This is a genomic window from Ochrobactrum sp. 19YEA23, from assembly GCF_029909865.1.
Lineage (GTDB): Bacteria > Pseudomonadota > Alphaproteobacteria > Rhizobiales > Rhizobiaceae > Brucella > Brucella gambitense.
In genome coordinates this window covers 592,775-616,603 of sequence record NZ_JASAMQ010000001.1, presented here as the reverse complement: position 1 = coordinate 616,603, position 23,829 = coordinate 592,775, and the positions used below count along the sequence as shown (strand labels likewise).

Here is a 23,829-nt window from a genome sequence, read left to right as displayed (position 1 = left end):
GGAAATTCCCTCCTCATGAATTTCTTATGTAAATATAGTCTTCACATATGGATTTATAGAAGGCAAGGCTGAAATTGCCCTAAAAAACAAAAACGCCGCCCGAAACGGGCGGCGTTTTTGAATACTGAGCGATCGCTAAGTCGAACGATCAGACGTCGAGTTCGACTTCACGACTTGCGGTTTCGAGCAGCGTCCAGACGTGATCGGCCAACGAGTTCCACACTTCGACGCGGTAGTGATCCGCATCCCACTTCAGCAGGATGATCTGCACGCGGTCGAAGATCGTGCGCGCAGCACCCGGTGCTGCCATCGAAGCCAGATCGAGCGGCGAAGCGGCATTGAGCAGCCACTCGGCCTGTGGGCCTGTAATATCAATACCGGCCTCGCGATGGCTCACTTCGACCAGCGCATGCGGTTCGGTCTCGTAGAGGCTTGCGAAAGCCGCGATGATGGCGCCAGCTTTGCTATCATCGGCCCAGATAAACCATTCATCCGGCCCGATGCAGGCGACGGCGATGTCGCCGGTTTGCTCAAGTCCGCCAATCCTGGCCGGGATCTTGGCCCCGAGCGACTTTTCCGCCAGCGCCAGTTTTCCCGGATTGAAGCGCAGGACAAAGCGCGCGCCATCAGCGGCGGGTCGAATATCAAGCCGTCCCGGAATGGCAACCGCGCGGCTCGCAAAAGGGTTGGTCTGTTGCAGCATGATGCGATCCTTATCCGTTCAGCTTCTTGCCTTCTGGGTCATAGAAGACGAGCCCAGTAATTTCCGCCTCATGCGCGGTGCCATCCGGCATCGGCATATAGATGGTCTCGCCCGTGCGATCCTTGCCACCGGCAATCAACGCCATGGCAAAGGAGCGGCCCAGCGTCTCGCTCCAATAGGACGAGGTGACGTGACCGAGCATGGTCATCGGCACAGCCTGTTTCGGATCGGCGACGATCTGTGCGCCTTCTTCCAGAACCAGTTTCGGGTCCTTTGGCAGCAGGCCAACCAGATGCTTGCGATCCTTCTTCAGCATATCCGGACGCGCCAGCGAACGCTTGCCGACGAAATCCGGCTTCTGCTTGCCGATGGCCCAGCCAAGTGCTGCGTCATCCGGCGTCACCGTGCCGTCCGTGTCCTGACCGACGATGATATAGCCCTTCTCGGCACGCAGCACATGCATGGTCTCGGTGCCATAAGGCGTGACGTCATATTTCTGGCCCGCTTCATAAAGCGCCTTCCACAGAGCCAGACCATAACGCGACGGGACATTGATTTCGAAGCCGAGTTCACCGGTAAAACTCATGCGGAACAGACGCGCCGGTACGCCGAGGAATGTGCATTCCGCCACCGACATATGCGGGAAAGCTTCGTCGGAAAGATCCACGCCCTCGACCATCGGCTCGATGAGCTTGCGCGCATTCGGTCCATTCAGCGCCACCACGGCCCATTGTTCGGTCGTAGACGTCAGCGACACTTTCAGATCCGGCCATTCCGTCTGGAGATAATCCTCCATCATATTGAGAACACGCGGCGCACCGCCGGTCGTGGTGGTGACATGGAAACGGTCCTGCGACAGCCTGCCGACCACACCATCGTCGCGGATAAAGCCGTCTTCACCGAGCAGCAGACCATAACGGCAGCGCCCGACACCCAGCTTCGTCCATGGGTTGGTGTACATGCGGTTCATGAATTCGGCCGCATCCGGGCCGACCACCTCGATCTTGCCGAGCGTCGACGCATCGAACATGCCGAGGCTGGTGCGCACGGCCTTGCACTCACGCGCAACAGCCTTGTGCATGTCTTCGCCAGCCTTCGGGAAATACCATGCACGACGCCAGAGCGAGACCGGCTCGAAAGCAGCACCCTGTTCTTCAGCCCAAGGGTCAATCGGCGTTTTGCGCGTGACGTCGAACAGTGGCCCGCGGTTATAGCCGCAGAAAGCACCGAAAGTCGTCGGCGTATAGGGTGGACGGAACGTCGTCAGACCCACCTGCGGTGCAGGACGGCTGAGCGCATCGGATGCAACCGCAAGACCGTTGATATTCGAGGTCTTGCCCTGATCCGTCGCCATGCCGTTGGTGGTATAGCGCTTGATATGCTCGATGGAGCGGAAGCCTTCGCGCACCGCAAGGCGGATATCCTTGGCCGTCACGTCGTTCTGGAAATCGATGAAGGCTTTAGCCTTGCCGGGATCGCGATCCGTCGGCAGTTCGCGGCAATTGACGCCCGCGCAGACGAAGTCGCCCGCGACCGCATATTCCAGCGCCTTGGCCTTGTATCCGGCATCGTTTGCCGCCGCAGCACCGCTGGCGGCACCTTCACGCAAGGCGGCCTGAAGATCGAAATTGCCGTTACCGGCACCAGCGCAGCGGCTTTCTTCCGTGCGTTCGCCCGGCAGATAGATCTGGCGTTCCTCATCCCAGATGAGCGAACCCTTGGTGTGCGAGAACAGATGCACGCTCGGGTTCCAGCCGCCGGACATCAGCACGACATCGCAGGCAATGGTGCGCGCCGAGCCGACCGAACCGTTCCTGACCGGATTGACGCGAACAGACGCAACGCGATGACGGCCCGCCGTATCGCTGACGGTCCAACCGGTCAGCGTCTCGATGCCGAGCATCCTGGCGCGGTTCACCAGACTGTCGGCGACTTGTTCGCGCACATCGATAATGGCCGGAACCTTGACGCCCGCAACCGCGAGATCGAAGGCCGTAAGCCAGGCTGAATCATGCGAGGTAACAACGACAGCCTTTTCGCCGACCTTGACGCCATAGCGATTGAGATAGGTGCGTGCGGCACCGGCCAGCATCACACCCGGACGGTCATTGCCCGCAAAGACCAGCGGCTTTTCGATCGAGCCCTGCGCCAGCACGACCTGTTTGGCGCGCACGCGCCACATGCGCTCACGCGGGGCATTGGCGGCAGGCTTTGCCTGATGGTCGGTCAGGCGCTGGCAAAGGCCGACCATGTTCTGATGATAATAGCCAATCGCCGTGGTGCGCGGCAAAAGCGTGACATTCGCCAATGTGCCAAGTGTCGCCAGCGTTTCGTTCAGCCAGTCCCAGCTGGTGCGGCCATTGATGACCGGCTCCGGCTCGGACAGAAGCGAGCCGCCCATTTCCGCCTGTTCATCGCAGAGGAAAACTTTCGCGCCGCTCTTGGCGGCTTCAAGGGCTGCGGCAAGACCGGCAGGCCCTGCACCCACCACCAGCACGTCGCAATAGGCATAGCGGCTGGCATAGCTGTCGGGATCAGCCTCGGACGGCGACTTGCCAAGCCCGGCAGCGCCCCGGATGAAAGGCTCATAGACCTTGTTCCAGAAGCTCTTCGGCCACATGAAGGTCTTGTAGTAGAAGCCCGCCGAGAAGAACATGTAGAAGGCATCGTTGACCGCGCCAACATCATGCTTGAGCGATGGCCAGTGGTTCTGACTTTCCGCCTTCAGCCCGTCATAAAGCTCCAGCACGGTGGCGCGGGTGTTCGGCTCGTAACGGCCCTCGCCTCGCGAAACGCCCATCAGCGCATTCGGCTCTTCGGAACCGGCGGAAAGAATGCCGCGCGGACGGTGATATTTGAACGAACGGCCCGCCAGATGCTCGCCATTAGCCAGAAGCGCCGAAGCAAGCGTGTCACCCTCAAAGCCGGCATAGGTCTTGCCGTTGAAGGAAAAGCGTACCGGCTTGGCCTTGTTGATGCGGCCTTTATTATTCAAACGCATGTCGGTCATTATTTCGTCTCCGCAGCGGGCGTTTGTTCCTGTCCGTCTGCCAGTACAGGGCGTGCTTCACCGGCCTTGTAGGTCGTGACGAATTTGTCGCTCACCGTGTCGCGCACCGCATTGAAGAAGCGGCCGCAACCATTGATGTGCCGCCAGCGTTCAAAATGCGTCCCGCGCGGGTTGGAGCGGATGAACAGAAAATCGCGCCATTCATCATCGGAATAGGTCGAAGGATCGGCAGGACGCGCAATATGCGCTTCGCCCGCATAGGCGAATTCAAGTTCCGGACGTTCCATTTCGCAATAAGGGCAACGGATCAAAAGCATGTCGATATTTCCTTAATGCGCAACCGCGGCGGCTGCCGCTTCGTCGATCAGGCGACCCGTCTTGAAACGGTCGAGTGTGAACGGCGCGTTGATCCAGTGCGGTTCGTCGCGGGCGATGGTGTGGGCAAAGACATGCGCCGAACCCGGCGTTGCTTTGAAGCCGCCCGTGCCCCAGCCGCAATTGACATAGAGACCCGGAACCGGCGTCTTGCCGATGATCGGCGAGCGATCCGGGGTGACGTCGACGATGCCGCCCCATTTGCGCAACATGCGCATGCGGGTGAAGATCGGGAAGATTTCGCAGATCGCCGCCAGCGTATGCTCGATCAGCGGCAGGCCGCCGCGCTGGCTGTAGGAGGTGTACTGGTCCGTACCGGAACCGATCACCAGCTCACCCTTGTCGGACTGGCTGATATAGGCGTGAACGGTGTTGGACATGACCACGCAGGGGAAGATCGGCTTGACCGGCTCCGACACCAGCGCCTGCAGCGGGAAGCTTTCAAGCGGCATGCGCACGCCAGCCGTATCCATGACGACCGAGGTGTTGCCAGCGGTCGAAACGGCAACCTTCTTGGCTTTGATGAAGCCACGTGCGGTTTCCACACCGGTCACACGGCCCGAAGCATCGCGACGAATGGAGAGAACCGGGCAATTCTGGATGATATCCACGCCACGCTGGGTCGCGCCACGCGCATAGCCCCAGGCCACGGCATCGTGACGGGCCACACCACCGCGACGCTGCAAGGTGGCGCCAACCACCGGATAGCGGGCATTGGGCGAAATATCGAGCGGCGGGCAATATTCCTTGGCTTCCTCTTTCGACAGCCATTCATTGTCGATGCCGTTGAGGCGGTTGGCGTGAATGTGGCGCTTGAAGCTCTGCACGTCATGCACCGTATGCGCCAGCATCATGACGCCGCGCTGCGAGAACATGACATTGTAGTTGAGGTCCTGGCTGAGACCTTCCCACAGCTTCACCGCATGTTCGTAAAGATGCGCGCTCTCGTCATAGAGATAGTTGGAGCGAATGATGGTGGTGTTGCGCCCCGTATTGCCGCCGCCGAGCCAGCCTTTTTCGATCACGGCGACATTGGTGATGCCGTGTTCCTTGGCCAGATAATAGGCCGCGCCCAGACCATGCCCGCCCGCGCCGACGATGATGACGTCATATTCGGCCTTGGGTTCGGCATTGGGCCATTGCGGGTCCCAGTTCTTGTTACCGGAAAGCGCGTTTTTGATAATAGAAGCTGCAGAAAAGCGGGACATGAACAACCACCAGTTTCGCGACCGCATGCGCCCTGACGGCACATACGAAGCCTTTGATCATATTTCTATTGTGTCCTGTGAAAACCCGACAGCAGGCTTGCGTCAAAAGACGCCATAAATACGACATGCGCACCATTTCGCGACATAGGCAAACCGCGCGCGTACCTCCCCGATGGCAGCCGGTCGCGCCCGTGATTTCATGCCGTTTCGCGCCGCGCCGCCAGCCCTCCTGACAGACAGCTGTCAGGAGCCGGTTCCACCCAAGGTTTCCTTTTTGCGGTCGCGCTATAGTTTATCAGGAACACAAATAAGCGATATGGGACGAGGAATATGTCACACCGAGGTCTTCTGAAAGGCGCAGCCATCGCAATCACCCTGCTTGCCGGCGCGACGGGACTTTCCAGTCCGGCGCAATCACAGGTTGTCGTTTCATCCAAAATCGACACGGAAGGCGGCGTGCTCGGCAACATCATTCTCGCCGTCCTCAACGCCAACGGCATTCAGACGACCGACCGCATCCAGCTCGGCGCAACGCCGGTGGTGCGCAAGGCCATCGTGGCCGGTGAGATCGATATTTATCCCGAATATACCGGCAATGCGGCCTTCTTCTTCAACAAGGCGGATGATCCGCTCTGGAAAGACCCGGCCAAGGCGTTTGAGACGGCAAAGAAGCTCGATTACGACGCCAACAAGATTGTCTGGCTGTCTCCTTCGCCTGCCAACAACACCTGGGGCATTGCGCTGCGCAAGGACGTGGCCGACGAGAACAAGCTCGCCAGCCTCAGCGATTTTGGCAAATACACGTCCGGCGGCGGCAAGGTCATTCTGGCCGCCTCGTCGGAATTCGTGAATTCGGCTGCGGCCCTGCCCGCTTTCCAGACCGCCTATGGCTTCACGCTGAAGCAGGATCAGCTTATCACACTGTCTGGCGGCGATACGGCTGCGACCATTGCCGCCGCCGCCAACCAGACGAATGGCGCAAATGCGGCAATGGTCTATGGCACGGATGGCGGCATTGCGCCGTCCGGGCTTGTGGTGCTTGAAGACGACAAGCATGTGCAGCCGGTCTACCAGCCCGCCCCCATCATCCGCGAAGACGTGCTGAAAAAGAACCCGAAGATCGAAGAACTGCTGAAGCCGGTTTTCGCAAAGCTCGACCTGACCACGCTTCAGGAACTGAACGGTCGCGTGCAGCTCGGCGGTGAACCGGCCAAGGCGGTCGCCGAGGACTTCCTGAAGAAGAACAGCTTTCTGAAATAGGCGGATAAAGGCGACCCTTTGCCGGATAGAATCGCAGTCCCTCATTCCCATTCCGCGAAAGCTGAAAAGGTCTCGCTATTCAGTCGCGTCGACAGGCTTGGCCTCGTCATAACCGTTCTGGCCATCGCCGGGCTGTTGCTGCCGTTTGCCACCTTCCGCGCCAACCGCATCGTTCAGGGCGAACCGCGCTTTCTGCTCGACGCGTTGCCCGTCGGTGAAGCCGCTCTGCTGCTTGTCATTGTCGTTGCGTGGCTGTTGGTCGCCCTGTTTGCAAAGGGCCGCATATTGCGGCTCGGTGCAAGCCTTGTCGGACTTGCCGCCATGCTGATCGCGATAGGGCTTGCGGCGACGTATCTTTCACCCGCTGGCAACAATTACGCACGCATTCCACCCGCATCGGGCTTCTGGCTGCTGCTCTTCACCAGCGGCATTTCAGTCGCCGATGCTCTGGTGCGCCTGCAAGTGCGACCGCTGGTGCGGGTGGGTTTGCTGACACTCGCTGCCCTTCTTCTCTATGCGCTGCTCGCCTCGGGGCTGTGGGACAATCTCTCCTTCATGAAGGAATATCTCAGCCGCGCCGACAGTTTCTGGAACGAAGCCCGCCGTCATGTGGAACTGGCGCTCGGTTCACTTGTCGCGGCAACGGTCATCGGCATTCCGCTCGGGCTTATCTGCCATCGCGTGCCGCGGCTGCGCGGTCTGGTGCTGAACAGCCTCAACATCGTTCAGACGATCCCGTCGATGGCCTTGTTCGGCATATTGATCGCGCCGCTGGGCTGGCTTGCCGCCAACGCGCCATGGGCGGCAAGTCTTGGCATTCGCGGCATTGGTGCAGCGCCCGCCTTTGTCGCGCTGTTTCTCTATTCACTTCTGCCCATCGTCGCCAACACTGTGGCGGGACTTGCGCAGGTGCCAGAACCCGTCAGCGATGCCGCACGCGGCATGGGCATGACGCGCCTGCAACGACTGTTCAAGACCGAGTTTCCCCTGGCGTTTCCGGTCATCCTCACCGGCATTCGCATCGTCATGGTGCAGAATATCGGCCTGACGACCATTGCCGCGCTGATCGGCGGCGGCGGTTTCGGCACATTCGTCTTTCAGGGGATCGGGCAGACAGCCATGGATCTCGTGCTACTCGGCGCGCTGCCAACGGTTCTGCTGGCCTTCGGCGCTGCCGTTCTGCTCGACGCCGCCATTGAAATCGCCGGGAAAGGAACCGCGCAATGATCGAGTTCGACCGGATTACCAAGCGCTATAATGGCCGGGCTGCGGTGGATGCGGTCAGCTTTTCCGTCGAGCCGCATAGTATTGCGGCCATTGTGGGCACGTCCGGTTCGGGCAAGACCACCTTGCTGCGCATGGTCAACCGCCTTGTCGAGCCGACCGAAGGCGAAATCCGGATCGACGGGCACAGCAATATGGACGAGCCGGGTCACGCCCTGCGGCGGCGGATCGGTTACGTCATCCAGCAGCACGGGCTTTTTCCGCATCGCACAGTTGCGGAAAACATCGCCACCGTGCCGGTTCTGCTCGGCTGGCCAAAACAGCGGATCAATGCCCGCGTCGATGAATTGCTTGATCTGTTTCAGCTTGAACCGGCGGACTATCACGACCGTTATCCGCAGGAACTTTCGGGCGGCCAGCAGCAGCGCGTTGGTGTCGCGCGGGCGCTGGCGGCAGAACCGAACATATTGCTGATGGACGAACCTTTCGGCGCGCTCGACCCGGTCATCCGCGCCAAGGCGCAGGAAGACCTGAAGGCCATTCAGCGCCGTTTCGGCACCACGATCCTGCTGGTCACGCATGATATGGAGGAAGCGATTTCGCTTGGCGACCATATAGCGGTCATGGATGACGGCAAGCTTTTGCAATATGGCCCGCCTGCGGAAATTCTGGCGCGGCCTGCGACGGAGTTCGTCGAAAGGCTGGTCGGCACCGGCGAGCGCCCGTTCCGCCTGCTCTCGCTGACCGATCTGAAAACGGTCCTGCAACCGGGTGACGCCAGCGGCGACGCCATGCCCGTCTCCGCCTCGCAACGCGATGCGCTGGCCGAGCTTTTATGGTCGGGTCGCAATGCATTGCCGGTTCTCGATGGCGACGGCAGGCCGCTCGGTCGCGTGACGCTGGAAAGACTGTTGCGGAAAGCGGAACGCCCGGCATGAGGCTGTTCGTTTCCATCATTCCCCGGCTGGCGCTTCTGGCGGTGCTGCTGCTTTTTCTGATGCAGCCGCATCTGTTCGAACCCCTCTTCCGCCCGCTGGTCAGCGATGGCGCGCCCGTCATCTATGACCGCGCCAATCTGATGACGCTGACCTTGCAGCATCTGGGGCTGGTGGCGCTGGCCACCCTGATATCGACACTGGTTGCGGTCGCCATGGCGATCTTCGTGACCAGACGGCAAGGCGCGGAGTTTTTGCCGCTTTCGCGCAGTCTGGTGAATATCGGCCAGACTTTTCCACCCGTTGCGGTTCTGGCGCTTGCTGTGCCGGTTTTCGGTTTCGGCGACAAGCCGACGCTGATCGCGCTGTTTCTCTATGGGCTTCTGCCGATTTTCGAAAACACACTGACCGGGCTGACCACCCTTCCCGCGCCCGTTGTGGAAGCAGCACGCGGCATGGGCATGACGGGAATGCAGCGTCTGGTCAAAGTTGAAATGCCGCTTGCCATGCCCGTCATCCTTGCCGGAATAAGGCTGTCGGCGGTCATCGGCCTTGCCACCGCCACCATCGGTTCGACGGTCGCAGCCAGTACGCTTGGCGAAGTGATCATTGCCGGTCTCATCTCCAACAACCTCGCTTTCGTGCTGCAAGGCGGTCTCGTCGTCGCGGCGCTGGCCATTCTGATCTTCGACGGCTTTCAAACCCTCGAACATTATCTCATGAAACAGGCCGGAAGAGACGCCTGAACCGGCCCGTACCCCTTTGAATAGCCATATTGCGCTCCTATATCGTGTTAAACCAACATTGGGCGAGGAACGGAATGAATATCGGGCAGGCAGCCACAGCATCAGGCATATCGGCGAAGATGATCCGCCATTATGAAACCATCGAGCTTATCGAGGCTGCTGATCGCACGGATTCCGGCTATCGCGTCTACACACAAAAAGATGTCGAGACACTGCGCTTCATCCGCCGCAGCCGCGATCTCGGTTTTCAGGTTGAACAGATCAAGGAACTGCTGGCGCTCTGGCGTGACCGCAACCGCGCATCCGCCGATGTGAAGAAGGTCGCGCTCGTTCATGTCGAGGAGCTGGAAGCCAAGATGCTCCAGCTTCAGGAAATGGCCGACACACTGCGCCATCTGGCAAAGAACTGCCATGGCGACAATCGCCCCGATTGCCCGATTATCCACCAGCTGGCAGAAAATGCCGCCGAGCCGCGCAAGCGTCCCGCCGCGCGCAAGGGCGAATTGCTGCACAGCAAGGTCTGACCTATCCACACCTTCAGATGAAAAACGCCGGGATTTCTCCCGGCGTTTTTATTGCAACTCCCGATGAGCTTAGCTCTTCGGCAGCGTATAGGCGATGACATAATCGCCCGGCTTGGTGCCGATCGAGCCGTGCCCACCGGCAACCATCAGCACGAATTGCTGATCGCCAACCGTATAGGACATCGGCGTCGCCTGTCCGCCTGCGGGCAGACGCGCTTCCCAGAGTACCTTGCCGCTGGTCAGGTCATAGGCGCGCAGATAATCGTCGACAGCCGCGCCAAGGAAGGCAACGCCGCCTGCCGTGATCATCGGACCACCGATGCCCGGCACTCCAACTTTCAGCGGCAGCGGAACCGGGGCCATATCGCGAATGGTGCCATTGCGATGCTTGTAGACGGTCTTGCCGGTTCGCAGATCAACGCCCGCAACATAACCCCATGGCGGGGTCTGGCACGGAATGCCAAGCGGGCCGAGGAACGGTCCCATGAAGACGCCATAAGGCGCACCATCATTGCGGTTCAGGCCCTGTTCGCTGCCCTTCTCATCCTGCCCCTTCGGCGGAATTTCCGAACGCGGAACAAGGCGTGACGTGAAGGCCAGATAGGTCGGCATGCCGAACATGACCTGACGCACCGGATCAACGGCCACACTGCCCCAGTTGAAGACACCGAAATTGCCCGGATAGACAATGGTGCCCTTCAGCGACGGCGGCGTATAGCGGCCTTCATAAGCCAGCTGGTGGAACTTGATGCGGCAGGCGAGCTGATCGAACATCGTCACGCCCCACATATCGCTTTCGTGCAATGCTGGCGGGCTGAAGGTCAGATCGGAGATCGGCTGCGTCGGCGACGAATGATCTTCCGGGATGGTGCCGGTCGGGGCCGGGATTTCCTTGATCGGAATGATCGGCTCGCCGGTGCGGCGGTCGAGCACATAAAGGTCGCCCTGCTTGGTCGGGCCGACCAGCGCTGGCGTGCCGTTGATGTCGAGCAGAACCGGCTGCGCCGGAACGTCCATATCCCACAGATCGTGATGGACCGTCTGGCGCACCCACTTCACCTGACCCGTATTCACATCAAGTGCGACGATGGAGGAGGAATATTTCTCCACATTTTCGCTGCGTCCCATGCCGAGCTGGTCAGGCACCTGATTGCCAAGCGGCACGAAGATCAGGCCGAGTTTTTCGTCCACGCTGGAGACCGACCAGCTATTGGGCGAATTCGTCGTGTAGAACTGACCTTCCGGCAGCGGCGTCGTGACGTCCGGATTGCCCGAATCCCAGTTCCAGATAAGCTGGCCTGTGCGGATATCGAAGGCGCGGATGACGCCCGACTGTTCTTCCGTCGAGTAATTGTCATTGACGGCGCCGCCGACAATGATCTTGTCGCCAACAACAGCCGGAGGTGAGGTCGAGTAATAATAACCGGCCGGATTAAACTTCATGCCATGGCTGAGATCGAGCGTGCCGCCATTGGCAAAATCGGTGCAGATTTCACCAGTTGCCGTGTCAAGCGCGATCAGGCGGGCATCCGAGGTCGGCAGATAGACCCGCTCGGCGCATTTGGCGCCAGCCGTTGCATTGGAGTCCTTCCAGTAGCTCACGCCACGGCAGGTCTGGTGCTGGCGGTCGGTGTTGAAGCCGACTTTCGGGTCAAACTTCCACTTTTCCTTGCCGGTCGCGGCGTCGAGCGCAATGGCCCAATTATGCGGCGTGCAGAGATAAAGCGAGTCGCCAATCTTGAGCGGCGTCACCTGATAGGTGGTTTCGCCGACATCCTGCGGCTGCTTCACGTCACCGGTCTGGTATTGCCAGGCAACCTGCAATTTGGAGACATTGTCCGGCGTGATCTGTGACAGCGGCGAATAACGCTGGCCATAGGGCGTGCGGCCATATTGGTGCCATTCACCGTCCGGCACATTGCCGCCCAGGTCCGGTGTTGCCGCAACCTTGTCTGTCGGGAGACTACCCGCAATATTGTAGGGGTCCTGCGTCATGGAATAGCCGGCAATGGCAAGCGCAATCACGCTTGCGACCGTCAGCGGCAGACCGCCGCCACCTTGCCCGCCATTCAGCGGCTTGCGGATCCACGGGGTCAAAAGCCAGAGGCCAAGCAGCACGATAATGCCGCCGCGCGCGCCCAGCTGCCACCAGTCGAAGCCGACTTCATAGACGGCCCAGCCCAGAGAGCCGAGCACGATCAGCGCATAGAGCCACAGAGCCGTCGCGCTTCTTTTCAAGAGGAGAGCGGCTGTCAGCAAAAAGCCGACAGCCGCAATGATGTAGTACCAGCTGCCCCCCAGGGTAACGAGCTGAATACCGCCCCAGCCGAGCGCTAGCCCAACCAGTAAAAGGACGATAGAGGTCAAGGAAATAAGCAAAAGATTACCCCTTCAAGTGTGACTGCAGACCGCCGTGCCTGAGCCCGAATGCACGGAAAACATTGAATGCGAGAAGTCCTGATGGGTGGGAGCGCCGTTGCGTTTCGAACGCAGCGGAGCTCTCTGCCTATATTAAACATTAGGCAGAAATAAAATAAATCCAGAGGAAACTAAAAAAGGCGGCTCGTGAGAGCCGCCTTTGCTTGGGAGTTCGTTTGAATTGCTGTGCTGGTCAGCCGAGTGGGCTTTGGAACCGGCGCAACCTCAGCGCATTGCTGAGCACGAAGATGCTCGACAGCGCCATCGCGCCCGCCGCCAGAACCGGCGATAGCAAAGTGCCGGTGAAGGGATAGAGAATACCGGCAGCGACAGGAATGAGCGCCACATTATAGGCGAAGGCCCAGAAGAGGTTTTCGCTGATATTGCGGATTGTCGCTTTCGATATCGCGATGGCGTTTGCAACACCGCGCAGGTCGCCTGACATCAGCACCACATCCGCGCTTTCAATCGCAATATCCGTGCCGGTGCCAATGGCAATGCCAACATCTGCTGCTGCCAGCGCCGGGGCATCGTTGATGCCGTCACCGACGAAAGCAATACGCTTGCCGCCAGCCGAAAGCCGCTTCAGCGCTTCGACCTTGCCGTCCGGCAGCACTTCCGCCACCACTTCATCAATGCCGAGCCGCTTGGCTATGGCCTGCGCAGTGCGGCGGTTGTCGCCGGTGATCATCGCCACAGTGAGTCCCTGCTCATGCAGGGCAGCGATGGCCGCTGGCGTGGTTTCCTTCATCGGGTCGGCGACCGTGATGATGGCCGCAAGCTTACCGTCAACGGCGGCATAAAGCGGAGATTGGCCTTCATCGCCGAGACGCTTTGCATCCTCGGCAAACACCGCCACATCATGACCGAGTTTGGCCATATAGCGGTCAGCGCCGATGGCGACTTCATGCCCTGATACCGTCGCCTTGAGACCAAAGCCCGGTACCGCTTCGAAAGCCGTCACGTCGGCAAGCTTCAGCCCCTTTTCCTTTGCAGCCGTCACGATGGCGTCGGCAATCGGATGTTCGGAACGAGCCTCGACAGCTGCCACCAGCGCCAGAAGTTCTTGCCTGTCGAAACCGTCGACCGTTGCGAAATGCGCCAGTGCGGGCTTGCCCTGGGTCAGTGTGCCGGTCTTGTCGACAGCGATAATCGTTGCATCACGCAAGGTTTGCAGGGCATCGCCACGGCGAAACAGAACACCGAACTCTGCCGCACGACCAGTGCCAACCATAATCGACGTGGGGGTTGCCAATCCCATTGCGCATGGGCATGCGATGATGAGCACGGCAATGGCGTTGACCAACGCATAGCCGAGCATCGCGGTGCCGCCAATGGCAAGCCAGAGCACGAAGGTCAGCGCGGCGGCAGCCATGACGGCGGGCACGAACCAGCCTGTCACCTTGTCGACCTTGGCCTGAATGGGCAGCTTGTCGGCCTGCGCATCCTCCACCATGCGGATGATCTGCGAGATCACCATGTCGCGGCCAACCTTGGTGGCGCGGAAAGTGAAAGCACCCGTCTTGTTGATGGTGCCGCCGACCACTTCCGCACCCTTGTCTTTGGCGACCGGCACCGGCTCGCCGGTAATCATCGATTCATCGACATAGGACGAGCCTTCGATGACCTCACCGTCAACCGGCACTTTTTCACCAGGGCGCACCTGCACGATATCGCCTGCGCGCACGTCTTCGAGCGGCACATCGACCGTCTCGCCGTCGCGCACCACCCGGGCCGACTTGGCCTGCAAGCCGACCAGACGGCTGATGGCCGCGCTGGTGCGTCCCTTGGCGCGCGCTTCAAGATAGCGCCCGATCAGGATCAGCGTGACGATGACCGCCGCCGCCTCGAAATAAACGTTGACCGTGCCCGCGGGCAAAATGCCCGGCAGAAAGGTTGCGACAAGCGAGAACCCCCAGGCCGCAAGCGTGCCGACAACAACCAGCGAGTTCATATCCGGTGTTGCGCGCAGCAGCGCCGGAATGCCCTTCTTGAAGAAGCGCAGGCCCGGTCCAAACAACACAAGCGTGGTCAGTACAAATTGCAGATACCAGCTGTTCTGCATGCCGACCCGGTCCATCACGAACATATGGACGGCGGGAATGAGATGCGATCCCATTTCCAGTACAAAGACCGGAAGGGTCAAAACTGCCGCCAGCAGAACGCTCTTTTTCAATTCAGCAGCTTCGGCATCGCGCTTTTCGCTTTGGGTTTCGGCTGGTGCTTCGTCGGTGTGATCGTTCAGCGACCGCGCCTCGTAACCGGCTTTCTCGACGGCCTTGACCAGTTCGGCGGTCTCGACCTGTCCGGCCAGTTCCACATGCGCACGCTCGGTCGCCAGATTGACGCTGGCGCGTGTCACGCCCGGCACCGCATTCAGCGCCTTTTCGACTTTGCTGACACAGGAGGCGCAGCTCATGCCTTCAATGGCGAGATCGATGCTGCCGGACGGAACCTCGTAGCCTGCCTTGCGGATGGCATCGATGACGGCAGGCAGATCTGGCGTGCCCTTGAAGGTCACGTCGGCGCGCTCAGTGGCCAGATTGACGGAAACCTTGTCGACGCCTGCGACCTTCGACACGGCCTTTTCGACCGAGGAGACACAGGATGCGCAGCTCATGCCTTCCACGGGAACGGGAAAGCTGATGGATTCGTGATCGACGGGCTTGTTCATGGCAATCCTCTTCGAGACCCTTAGCGGCCTCTCTTCACGCCTCCGGAGAGGCTAGATTTCTGAATTGCCATATAAGTACTCCTTCCCACCGTTGGAAGGTCAAGCACTTTTTTGGAAGCGGCAATGCGGTGTAGTGGTGGCGGAGTTTCCGGTCAGATTGGCAGCCGGTTATGGGCTGCGGGCATGGTGAGGCCAGTGCCATTATTGCTCTGGATAAAGGCCTGCACATCGCTGGCCGGCATCGGGCGACCGGTCAGAAAGCCCTGCACTTCGCCGAAACGCTCGGTTCTCAAGCGCTCAAGCTGCTGTGTTGTTTCTACGCCTTCGGCGGTGGTGACGATGTTGAAACCAGCGCCCAGCGTGGCCACCGCCTGGATGATGGCGAGATCGCGCGTATCCGCTTCGATCCCGGATACGAAGCTGCGGTCGATCTTGATCTTGTCAAACGGAAAGGAGCGCAGATAACTGAGCGAGGAATAGCCGGTGCCGAAATCGTCCATGGCAATACGAGCGCCAAGGCGGCGCAACTCGAACAGCAATTCGATATTGTGCTTGCTGTTGGACAGAAACACCGATTCAGTGATTTCCAGTTCGAGCCGGTTTGGCGACAGGCGGGCGGCATCCAGCGCATCGGTTACAGAGTGCAACAGCGAGCTTTGGCTGAACTGGACCGGCGACAGATTGACTGAGACCTTGATGTCCTCCGGCCAGGAAACCGCTTCGCGGCAGGCAGCCAACAGCACCCAGTCACCGATAGGGCCGATCAATCCGGTTTCTTCCGCAAGCGGAATGAATTCCGCCGGGGAAATCATCCCGCGTTCGGGATGACGCCAGCGGATCAGTGCTTCGAAACCGGAAATCAACCCGCTCTCCAGATTGAAGATCGGCTGATAATGCAGTTCGAACTGTTGGGACGACAGCGCCTGACGCAGCTCGCTCGTCATGATGTGGCGCTTTTCAGCAGCCAGACGCAGCGAGTGCTGGTAGAAATGGAAGCTGCGCCTGCCGCTTGATTTCGATGCGTGAAGCGCCAGATCGGCATTGCGCATCAGTACGTCGGAATTATCGCCATGCAGCGGCGCCTGCGCGATGCCCATGCTGCAGGTGACGAATTCGGAATTGTCGCCGAGCTTGAACGGTTCCTGAAACGCCGAAAGTACCCGATCCGCAAACATGGCGATCTGGCCAACAGTCCCGCTGCGGTAGATGACGGCGAATTCATCGCCGCCGAGCCGTGCGATGAACTGGTCGCTCGTGGTGATCTGGCGCAACCGCTCGGCCACCTGCTGCAAAAGCTGGTCGCCTGCCTGATGGCCGATATTGTCGTTGATGCTCTTGAAATGATCGATGTCGATATAGAAAAGTGCAAATGGCTCCGCATCACCGCCCTTTTTCTGCAATTCCTCCACATGATGGGAGAAATAGGCACGGTTGGGCAATCGCGTGAGGCTGTCATGCATGGCGATATGGGCCATGCGCGCCTCGATTTCGCGTCGTTCGGTGACGTCTTCGATCAGGCCGATCAGATAGCGCGGCGAAGCGCCGTCAATCGGCGGAATGGAACTCTTGATCACGCGCAGAATACGCAGGGTTCCATCGTCGTGATGGGTTTTATATTCAACGCTCAGCGCTTCGCCCTTGCTCATCACCTGACGATCCTGCTGCGCATATTGGCGGCGCTCCAGATCCGTCATCAGTTGGGCGTCGGTAAAGCCGACCACCGTCTCGACCGCCTTGCCGCTCGCCTGCGAGGCCGCCTGATTGTAGAGCACATAACGCCCCTCATCCTGCATGTCCTTGATGAACACGCCGAGCGGCAGATTGCTGACAAGGCTATCGAGCAAAGACTGGGCATGGATCGCCTGCCGGTTGGCTTCGGCAAGTTCGGTCCGGTCCTGTACGATGGCGAGAATGGCTTCCCTGCCATCGAACTGCACCTCACGCCCGTAGGTCAGGACTTCGATGATTTCGCCGTCGGCGCGCCGGTGCTGCCAGCGCTCCGGGCGCTCCAGATCGCTACGATCACGAACAGCGCTCAGCATGCGCTCGCGCTCGGTATGCGGACGGATATCAAGTACGGTCATGCCCGGCAGCTCGTCGGGCGTGTAGCCGTAAAGCGCATAGGCTGCGTCGTTCATGATGATGAAGCCGAGGGTCTGCGGATCATAGACCCACATTGGCGTCGGATGGGTGGTGAACAGAATACGGAAATCCTGCTGGGATGTGCTCGCCATGGAGCCTCCCGCCTCTGCCGGACCGGCTTTCCGCTTCGCCATTATACACCCCTTGCCCCAAGCCGACACATGCCGTCAGTCTAAATTAGCCAATAAAACCTCTCACTGGAACATCATATTCCGCATGAGTTCATGACCAGACAGGCACGAACAAACAGGCGGGGACCGCCACCAGGACGCACTTCCCCGCAGGGACAATACGACCAATGGTTTTAACAAACCATATATGAAGGAGGCGCTCATTTAGTTTTTTCTGATGATCTTATTTTATCGCAGCTGCCGTCACCGGGAAGTGACCCCACATCCACTGAAGATTGCTTGACCGTTCAAAACTTCCGGCCTATGCCTATGGATGCAAAATTCGTTGGGGTGCCTCGAAAGAGGCTGAGAGGCGCGTTCTCGCGTTAACCCATTGAACCTGATCCGGGTAATACCTGCGTAGGGAACGGAGTTTGACGCGTCGCGGACAGGGTTCATCCCACTCGGAGCTTATGCTCCATACAGGTTCATGGCGTCTCATCTTTCCGTTCGGAATGAGAGACGATACGATGAACCAGAAACATAGTTTCTCCCGAACCAAATCCAACAATGACCAGACACGGTCTGCGCCCATCTGCGTGCCCCCCATCTGTGTGACCATTGCCGGTTCCGACAGTGGCGGCGGTGCTGGCATTCAGGCCGACCTCAAGACATTTTCGGCGCTCGGCGTCTATGGCGCGAGCGTCATTGCCGCTGTGACCGTGCAGAACACCTGTACGGTGAGCGCGGTGCATGACATCCCGCCCGCCATCGTCGCTGGGCAGATAGACGCCGTCTTCAGCGATCTCGACGTGGCTGCGGTGAAGATCGGCATGGTGTCCGTGCCTGAAACCATCGATGCCATTGCGCGCGGACTTGCCCATTTTTCAGGCCCTATCGTGCTCGATCCGGTGATGGTGGCCAAGTCGGGCGACCGGCTTTTGAGCGAAAACGCCATTGCGCTTTTGCGTCAGAAACTGGTGCCGCTCGCAACGCTTTTGACTCCCAACCGGCCTGAAGCGGCCTGCCTGCTCGGCTGCGGTCTGGCGCTCGACGATGAAGACGCCGAACAGCAGGGCCGCGCATTGCTCGAACTCGGCGCGAAAGCCGTTCTGATGAAGGGCGGGCATGCCGAAGGCGAAATTTGCGTCGACCTGCTCGTTCGCCGCGATCAGCCGACGCTGCGTATCGAAGCGCCACGCATCCGGACCGTCAACACCCATGGCACAGGCTGCACGCTCTCCTCGGCCATTGCGGCAGAGCTTGCCAAAAACCTGCCGCTCGAAAAAGCGGTGCTTGCAGCCCACACCTATCTGCAAGGGGCAATCCGCGCTGCCGACACATTGAAGATCGGACACGGCCATGGGCCGGTGCACCATTTCCATGACCTCTGGAAAACCCGCACGGAGGAGATTGCGTGATGCGCGTCACCATCATCGGAGCGGGTGTCGCCGGTCTTGCCACCGCCGCCGAGTTCACCGATCAGGGCCACGCCGTCACGGTGATTGCCCGCAGCCCGCAGATCGGTTCCGACTGCTGCTCCTGGCTTGCAGGCGGCATGCTGGCGCCATGGTGCGAGGGCGAAAGCGCCGAGGAGCCTGTGGTACGGCTCGGTCAGGAAGCCATCGGCTGGTGGGAAAAGCACGTCTCCGGCGTCAAGCGCGAAGGCACGCTGGTTCTGTCGCACAACCGCGACGCCAGCGAGTTGCGCCGCTTCGCCCGCCGCACGGAAGCCTTCGACACAATAGACAGTGAACGCATCGATGCGCTGGAACCCGATCTCGCCGGACGTTTCCGGCAGGGCCTGTTCTTCGCACGCGAAGGCCATCTCGATCCGCGCAAGACACTGGTTGAACTGGCCGGAAACCTGCAAAGAAAAGGCGTCGTGTTCCACCTCAATACGGAAGCGGACACAGCGAAGATCGACGCGGATATTATCGTCGATGCCCGCGGTCTTAGCGCCCGCGATGTGCTGCCCGATCTGCGCGGTGTCAAAGGTGAGATGCTGGTTGTCCGCTCGCGTGACATCAACCTTTCGCGGCCTGTGCGTCTCCTGCATCCACGCATTCCGCTCTACATCGTGCCGCGCGGCGACGGCGTGCACATGATCGGCGCGACGATGATCGAAAGCGATCAGCGCAGTGGCATCAGCGTGCGCTCGACATTGGAGCTTTTGAGCGCGGCTTACGCCCTGCATCCGGCCTTCGGCGAAGCGGAGATTCTCGAAACCGGCGTCGATGCGCGCCCCGCCTTTCCAGACAACCTGCCCCGCGTGCGACGGCGTGGCAAAACCATCTATGTCAACGGGCTTTACCGCCATGGCTTCCTGCTTTCGCCCGCCGTGGCACGCATGGCGGTTGCGGCCGCGACCACGCCCGAAACCATGCCCGAATTTGTGGAGGACTATGCATGACGATCGTGCTCAACGGTGAAGTCATCACCACGGCAGCCGCCAATCTGGCGGCGCTGCTGACCGAGATCGAACTGGATGAAGCGATTGTTGCAACCGCGCTGAACGGTGAATTCGTGGCCAGCGACGAGCGCGCAGCCGCGACCTTGTCGGCTGGCGACCGCATCGAAGTTCTGGCCCCGATGCAGGGAGGCTGAGATGCTGGAATTCTACGGCCAACAATTTGAAAGCCGCCTGCTGCTCGGCACGGCGCAATATCCATCGCCCGCCATATTGGCGGATGCGGTGCGCGCTTCGCAAAGCGATATCGTCACCGTGTCGCTGCGCCGCGAAAGCGGCGATGCGCGCGCCGGACAAGACTTCTGGGCGCTGATCCGCGAGCTGGGCGTCGCCGTTCTGCCCAATACGGCAGGCTGCCACACGCCGCGTGAAGCGGTAACCACCGCCAAAATGGCGCGTGAAATCTTCGGCACCAACTGGATCAAGCTGGAAGTGATCGGCGACCACGACACGTTGCAGCCCGACCCGTTCGGTCTGGTCGAAGCAGCGCGCATACTGTGCGACGACGGTTTTGAGGTCTTTCCCTATATGAATGACGATCTTGTCGTCGCGGAAAAGCTCATTGAAGCCGGTTGCAAAGTGCTGATGCCCTGGGGCGCGCCGATCGGCTCGGGCCGTGGCCTCAACAATCCTTATGCGCTGAAAACCATGCGGGCGCATTTCCCCGATATTCCGCTTGTTGTCGATGCCGGCATCGGTGTGCCGTCCCATGCGGCTGCGGCGATGGAACTTGGCTATGACGCCGTGCTCATCAACACCGCTGTCGCCAAGGCTGGCGATCCCGTCGCCATGGCGCGCGGTTTTGCCCTTGCGATTGAAGCCGGGCGGCTCGCTTTTGAAGCAGACGCCATCGAAGCGCGCGATATGGCGGCACCTTCCACCCCTCTTCTCGGAAAGGCGTTTTTGTAATGGCCCTCGATCCGTTCTACCCGATCTTCGATAGCGCAAAATGGCTGGAGCGTATGGTGCCGCTTGGCGTCAAACTGGTGCAGTTGCGCGCCAAGGATAAGACCGAGCAGGACCTGCGCAGCGAAATCCGCGCCGCGCGGAAAATCTGCCTTGCCCATGACTGCCAGCTGATCGTCAACGACTACTGGAAGCTCGCGCTGGAGGAAGGTTGCGACTTCATCCATCTCGGACAGGAAGACCTCGACGATGCTGATCTTGACGCCATTCGCGCCGGTGGTTTGAAACTGGGTGTTTCGAGCCATGACGAGGCGGAACTGGACCGCGCCCTGTCGGTAAAGCCAGACTATATCGCGCTTGGCCCCATCTACCCGACCATTTTGAAAAAGATGAAATGGCACGAACAGGGCCTGCCCCGTCTTGGCCAATGGAAGGCGCGGATTGGCGACATTCCACTGGTCGGGATCGGCGGTATGAGCGTCGAACGCGCACCGGGCGTTTTCGAAGCGGGCGCCGATATCGTTTCCGTCGTCACCGACATCACCCTCAATGCCGACCCCGAAAGCCGCCTGCGCCAATGGATCGAAACCACCCGCGCTTATGCAGGCCACGCTCTGGAGCAGACCCCCATGGAAAGGCAACGCACATGAAAAAGACCGTCTTCGCCGCCCTGTTCGGCCTCGCTTTCACCGCTGCCACCGCCGCTCACGCCGACGACAAGCTAAAGCTCATTCTCGACTGGTATGTGAACCCCGATCACGGTCCCATCATCGTCGCCGACAAGCTCGGCTACTTCAAGGATGCAGGGCTGGACGTGGATATCGTCGCGCCTGCCGATGCCTCGACGCCGACCAAGATGGTGGCGGCGGGACAAGCCGATCTTGCCATTTCCTATCAGCAGCAGGTGCATCTTCAGGTGCATGAAGGCCTGCCGCTTATCCGCGTCGGCACCTTGATCGACTCGCCGCTCAACTGCCTGATGACCCGCGACGACGGATCGGTAAATTCCATTGCCGATCTCAAGGGCAAGAAGATCGGCTATTCGGTCGCCGGAACCGAGGAAACTCTGCTCGGCACCATTCTCGGCCAGCACGGTGTCAAACTCTCGGATGTCGAACTGATCAATGTGAATTTCTCGCTCGCGCCGTCGCTGATGTCGAAGCAGGTCGATGCGGTGATGGGTGCCTATCGCAATGTCGAACTGAACCAGATGGCCGTCGAAGGCGTGCCCGGCAAATGCTTCTTCGTCGAGGAAGAAGGCGTGCCGGTTTATGACGAGCTGGTCTATGTCGCCGCCACGACCAAGCTGGATGCGGCGGAAAAGAACAAGATTTCGCGCTTCCTCTCGGCCACGGAGAAGGCCGCGCAATATATCGTCAATCACCCGGACAAGGGTTACGAGCTGTTTTCATCCTACAGCACCGAGCTCAAGGACGAGTTGAACCAGCGCGCCTGGAAAGACACCATCGCGCGCTTCTCACGCGCGCCTGCAAGCCTCGATTACGGTCGCTGGCAGCGTTATGAGGCCTATCTCAAGGAGCATAATCTGGTGCCCTCCATCCTGCCGGTCGAAAAATTTGCCATCGACGTCAACGCAGAAGGGAGCAAGTCATGAGCCAGCCGCAACCGCATTATTCATCCGAACTGTTCACGCGCCTTCGCGCCGCAACACTTGCCGACTGGAAGCCCTATATCGAGCATGAATTCGTGCGCGGATTGGGTGACGGCACCCTGCCGAAAGCTGCCTTCCTGCATTATCTCCGTCAGGATTATGTCTATCTGCACCACTATGCGCGCGCCTTTGCGCTCGGCGTTGTCAAGGCCAATACGCTGCAGGAAACCCGGCTCTGCGCCGATATCATGCACGGTCTCGCCCATATGGAACTGCCGCTGCATGTCAGCATCTGCGCCCGCGAGGGGATCAGCGAAGACGAGCTTTACGCGACGAAGGAAGAGCCGGAAAATCTAGCCTATACGCGCTATGTGCTCGATTGCGGACAAGCGGGCGATTTCCTCGACCTGCTGACCGCGCTTGTGCCATGCGCGCATGGCTATGGCGAGATCGGCCTCAATCTCGCCGTGACCGCCCTGCCCGGCACGCCCTATCAGGAATGGATCGATACCTATGCGGGGGCCGAATATCAGGACATGTGCCATACGGTCGGCAAGCTGTTCGATCAGGCCGCCAAAGACCGCATCGGCGACGACTTCGAGAAAAGCCCGCGCTGGCCAAGGCTCTGCCAGATTTTCGCCACCGCAAGCAGGCTCGAAGCCGAGTTCTGGTCGATGGGGCTAAAGGCGGCTTAGTTGGAGGGAGCAGTTCTAACTCGTTCCCGCACAAGGCGCATCGCCGACGGCTTGCTGTCGGCGGCGGTAGCGCTGGCCATCTGGCAGGCGGTGGTAAGCATAGGCCAGATGCCGCGCTTCATTCTGCCCGGTCCGCTGGATGTGGTGCAGGCGCTGATCGCCAATGCCGGGCTGATTGCAGAAAACGCCGCCGCCACCATTGGCGAAGTTCTGGGCGGTCTCGTCCTTGGCAGTGCGGTCGGCATCGCCACCGCCATCTGCCTGATGATGTCGCCGCTGGCGCAGCGGCTTGTCATGCCCGCCATGGTGTTTAGTCAGGCGATCCCGATCTTTGCGCTCGCCCCGATTTTAACCTTGTGGCTCGGCTATGGTCCTGCATCGAAGATCGCGGTTACAGTGCTGATGATCTTCTTCCCTATTGTTTCCACCTTCTTCGACGGCATGCGGCGCACCGATAGCAGCCTGATCGACGCAGCGGAAATTCTGGGCGCGGGACGCATGGCGATCCTGTTTCGTATCCGCATTCCGTCTGCCTTTCCCTCACTGGCGTCTGGCCTGAGCCTTGCCGCCGTCTATGCGCCCATCGGCGCAGTGGTGGGCGAATGGGTGGGCGCATCGAAGGGCCTCGGCTATCTGATGCTGCTCGCCAATGGGCGCGCCAAGGTGGATCTCATGTTCGCCTGCCTGTTCGTGCTGGCGGCTTTCACCATGCTGCTGCACGGCACGGTGTCGCATTTCGCCCGCAAGCTTGCCGCCTGGCCGAAAAAAGCCGCATAAAAAAACCGGCGGGGTCTCCGCCGGTTTTCACATTCCTTCA

The 23,829-nt window shown here is 60.0% G+C and carries 20 protein-coding genes and 1 riboswitch; of the genes, 13 read left to right on the top strand and 7 right to left on the bottom strand.

The window, feature by feature from the left end; genetic code table 11:
- Positions 1-148: 148 nt before the first annotated feature.
- The 4 genes from QBD01_RS02750 to QBD01_RS02735 are packed head-to-tail and all read right to left on the bottom strand — an operon-like array spanning position 149 to position 5,296.
- On the bottom strand, positions 149-703 hold the full coding sequence (locus QBD01_RS02750) for a sarcosine oxidase subunit gamma (RefSeq protein ID WP_280991509.1): 555 nt from the start codon (positions 701-703) through the stop codon (positions 149-151).
- A gap of 10 nt (positions 704-713) precedes the next feature.
- On the bottom strand, positions 714-3,713 hold the full coding sequence (locus tag QBD01_RS02745; protein ID WP_280991508.1) for a sarcosine oxidase subunit alpha: 3,000 nt from the start codon (positions 3,711-3,713) through the stop codon (positions 714-716).
- Positions 3,713-4,030: a sarcosine oxidase subunit delta gene (locus QBD01_RS02740; protein ID WP_182519239.1), complete on the bottom strand. Its 318-nt coding sequence runs from the start codon at positions 4,028-4,030 to the stop codon at positions 3,713-3,715. Before QBD01_RS02740 ends, QBD01_RS02745 begins: the two co-directional genes overlap by 1 nt.
- Positions 4,031-4,042: 12 nt before the next feature.
- The gene (locus QBD01_RS02735; RefSeq protein ID WP_109368235.1) at positions 4,043-5,296 is read right to left on the bottom strand and encodes a sarcosine oxidase subunit beta family protein; all 1,254 of its coding nucleotides are present in this window, start codon (positions 5,294-5,296) and stop codon (positions 4,043-4,045) included.
- A 330-nt stretch (positions 5,297-5,626) separates the two neighbouring features.
- Here QBD01_RS02735 and QBD01_RS02730 point away from each other — a divergent pair, with 330 nt between their 5' ends.
- From QBD01_RS02730 to cueR, 5 genes are all read left to right on the top strand, one after another.
- Positions 5,627-6,556: an ABC transporter substrate-binding protein gene (locus QBD01_RS02730; protein WP_280991507.1), complete on the top strand. Its 930-nt coding sequence runs from the start codon at positions 5,627-5,629 to the stop codon at positions 6,554-6,556.
- 30 nt (positions 6,557-6,586) lie between these two features.
- Positions 6,587-7,783 carry an ABC transporter permease gene (locus QBD01_RS02725; protein WP_280992094.1) on the top strand — a complete coding sequence of 399 codons (1,197 nt, stop codon included), beginning with the start codon at positions 6,587-6,589 and terminating at the stop codon, positions 7,781-7,783.
- Positions 7,780-8,718: an ABC transporter ATP-binding protein gene (locus QBD01_RS02720; protein WP_280991506.1), complete on the top strand. Its 939-nt coding sequence runs from the start codon at positions 7,780-7,782 to the stop codon at positions 8,716-8,718. Before QBD01_RS02725 ends, QBD01_RS02720 begins: the two co-directional genes overlap by 4 nt.
- Positions 8,715-9,461, top strand: coding sequence for an ABC transporter permease (locus QBD01_RS02715; protein ID WP_280991505.1), 747 nt, complete (start codon positions 8,715-8,717; stop codon positions 9,459-9,461). Before QBD01_RS02720 ends, QBD01_RS02715 begins: the two co-directional genes overlap by 4 nt.
- A gap of 74 nt (positions 9,462-9,535) precedes the next feature.
- Positions 9,536-9,985: a Cu(I)-responsive transcriptional regulator gene (gene cueR / locus QBD01_RS02710; RefSeq protein ID WP_113533713.1), complete on the top strand. Its 450-nt coding sequence runs from the start codon at positions 9,536-9,538 to the stop codon at positions 9,983-9,985.
- Positions 9,986-10,054: 69 nt separating this feature from the next.
- Here the strand turns inward: cueR and QBD01_RS02705 are convergent, their stop codons facing one another.
- From QBD01_RS02705 to QBD01_RS02695, 3 genes are all read right to left on the bottom strand, one after another.
- Positions 10,055-12,364 carry a glucose/quinate/shikimate family membrane-bound PQQ-dependent dehydrogenase gene (locus tag QBD01_RS02705; protein ID WP_280991504.1) on the bottom strand — a complete coding sequence of 770 codons (2,310 nt, stop codon included), beginning with the start codon at positions 12,362-12,364 and terminating at the stop codon, positions 10,055-10,057.
- 232 nt (positions 12,365-12,596) lie between these two features.
- Entirely contained in the window at positions 12,597-15,077 is a 2,481-nt protein-coding gene (locus QBD01_RS02700; RefSeq protein WP_280991503.1) for a heavy metal translocating P-type ATPase, read from the bottom strand.
- 152 nt (positions 15,078-15,229) lie between these two features.
- On the bottom strand, positions 15,230-17,254 hold the full coding sequence (locus QBD01_RS02695; protein ID WP_392391315.1) for a putative bifunctional diguanylate cyclase/phosphodiesterase: 2,025 nt from the start codon (positions 17,252-17,254) through the stop codon (positions 15,230-15,232).
- Between the two features lie 412 nt (positions 17,255-17,666).
- Positions 17,667-17,773, top strand: a riboswitch (TPP riboswitch).
- Between the two features lie 86 nt (positions 17,774-17,859).
- Between QBD01_RS02695 and thiD the strand changes: the two genes are divergently transcribed.
- The 8 genes from thiD to QBD01_RS02655 are packed head-to-tail and all read left to right on the top strand — an operon-like array spanning position 17,860 to position 23,789.
- On the top strand, positions 17,860-18,750 hold the full coding sequence (thiD, locus tag QBD01_RS02690) for a bifunctional hydroxymethylpyrimidine kinase/phosphomethylpyrimidine kinase (RefSeq protein WP_280991501.1): 891 nt from the start codon (positions 17,860-17,862) through the stop codon (positions 18,748-18,750).
- Positions 18,750-19,742, top strand: a complete 993-nt coding sequence (thiO, locus tag QBD01_RS02685) for a glycine oxidase ThiO (RefSeq protein ID WP_280991500.1) — start codon at positions 18,750-18,752, stop codon at positions 19,740-19,742. The genes thiD and thiO overlap by 1 nt, the downstream gene beginning before the upstream one ends.
- Complete coding sequence (gene thiS, locus QBD01_RS02680) at positions 19,739-19,936, top strand: sulfur carrier protein ThiS (RefSeq protein ID WP_280991499.1); 198 nt, start codon at positions 19,739-19,741, stop codon at positions 19,934-19,936. The genes thiO and thiS overlap by 4 nt, the downstream gene beginning before the upstream one ends.
- 1 nt (position 19,937) lies before the next feature.
- The gene (locus tag QBD01_RS02675; RefSeq protein ID WP_280991498.1) at positions 19,938-20,708 is read left to right on the top strand and encodes a thiazole synthase; all 771 of its coding nucleotides are present in this window, start codon (positions 19,938-19,940) and stop codon (positions 20,706-20,708) included.
- Positions 20,708-21,355: a thiamine phosphate synthase gene (locus QBD01_RS02670; RefSeq protein WP_280991497.1), complete on the top strand. Its 648-nt coding sequence runs from the start codon at positions 20,708-20,710 to the stop codon at positions 21,353-21,355. The genes QBD01_RS02675 and QBD01_RS02670 overlap by 1 nt, the downstream gene beginning before the upstream one ends.
- Positions 21,352-22,320 carry an ABC transporter substrate-binding protein gene (locus tag QBD01_RS02665; RefSeq protein ID WP_280991496.1) on the top strand — a complete coding sequence of 323 codons (969 nt, stop codon included), beginning with the start codon at positions 21,352-21,354 and terminating at the stop codon, positions 22,318-22,320. The genes QBD01_RS02670 and QBD01_RS02665 overlap by 4 nt, the downstream gene beginning before the upstream one ends.
- Positions 22,317-23,012, top strand: coding sequence for a thiaminase II (tenA, locus tag QBD01_RS02660; protein WP_280991495.1), 696 nt, complete (start codon positions 22,317-22,319; stop codon positions 23,010-23,012). The genes QBD01_RS02665 and tenA overlap by 4 nt, the downstream gene beginning before the upstream one ends.
- Positions 23,013-23,789 carry an ABC transporter permease gene (locus tag QBD01_RS02655; protein ID WP_280991494.1) on the top strand — a complete coding sequence of 259 codons (777 nt, stop codon included), beginning with the start codon at positions 23,013-23,015 and terminating at the stop codon, positions 23,787-23,789.
- The last annotated feature ends 40 nt before the right edge of the window (positions 23,790-23,829 follow it).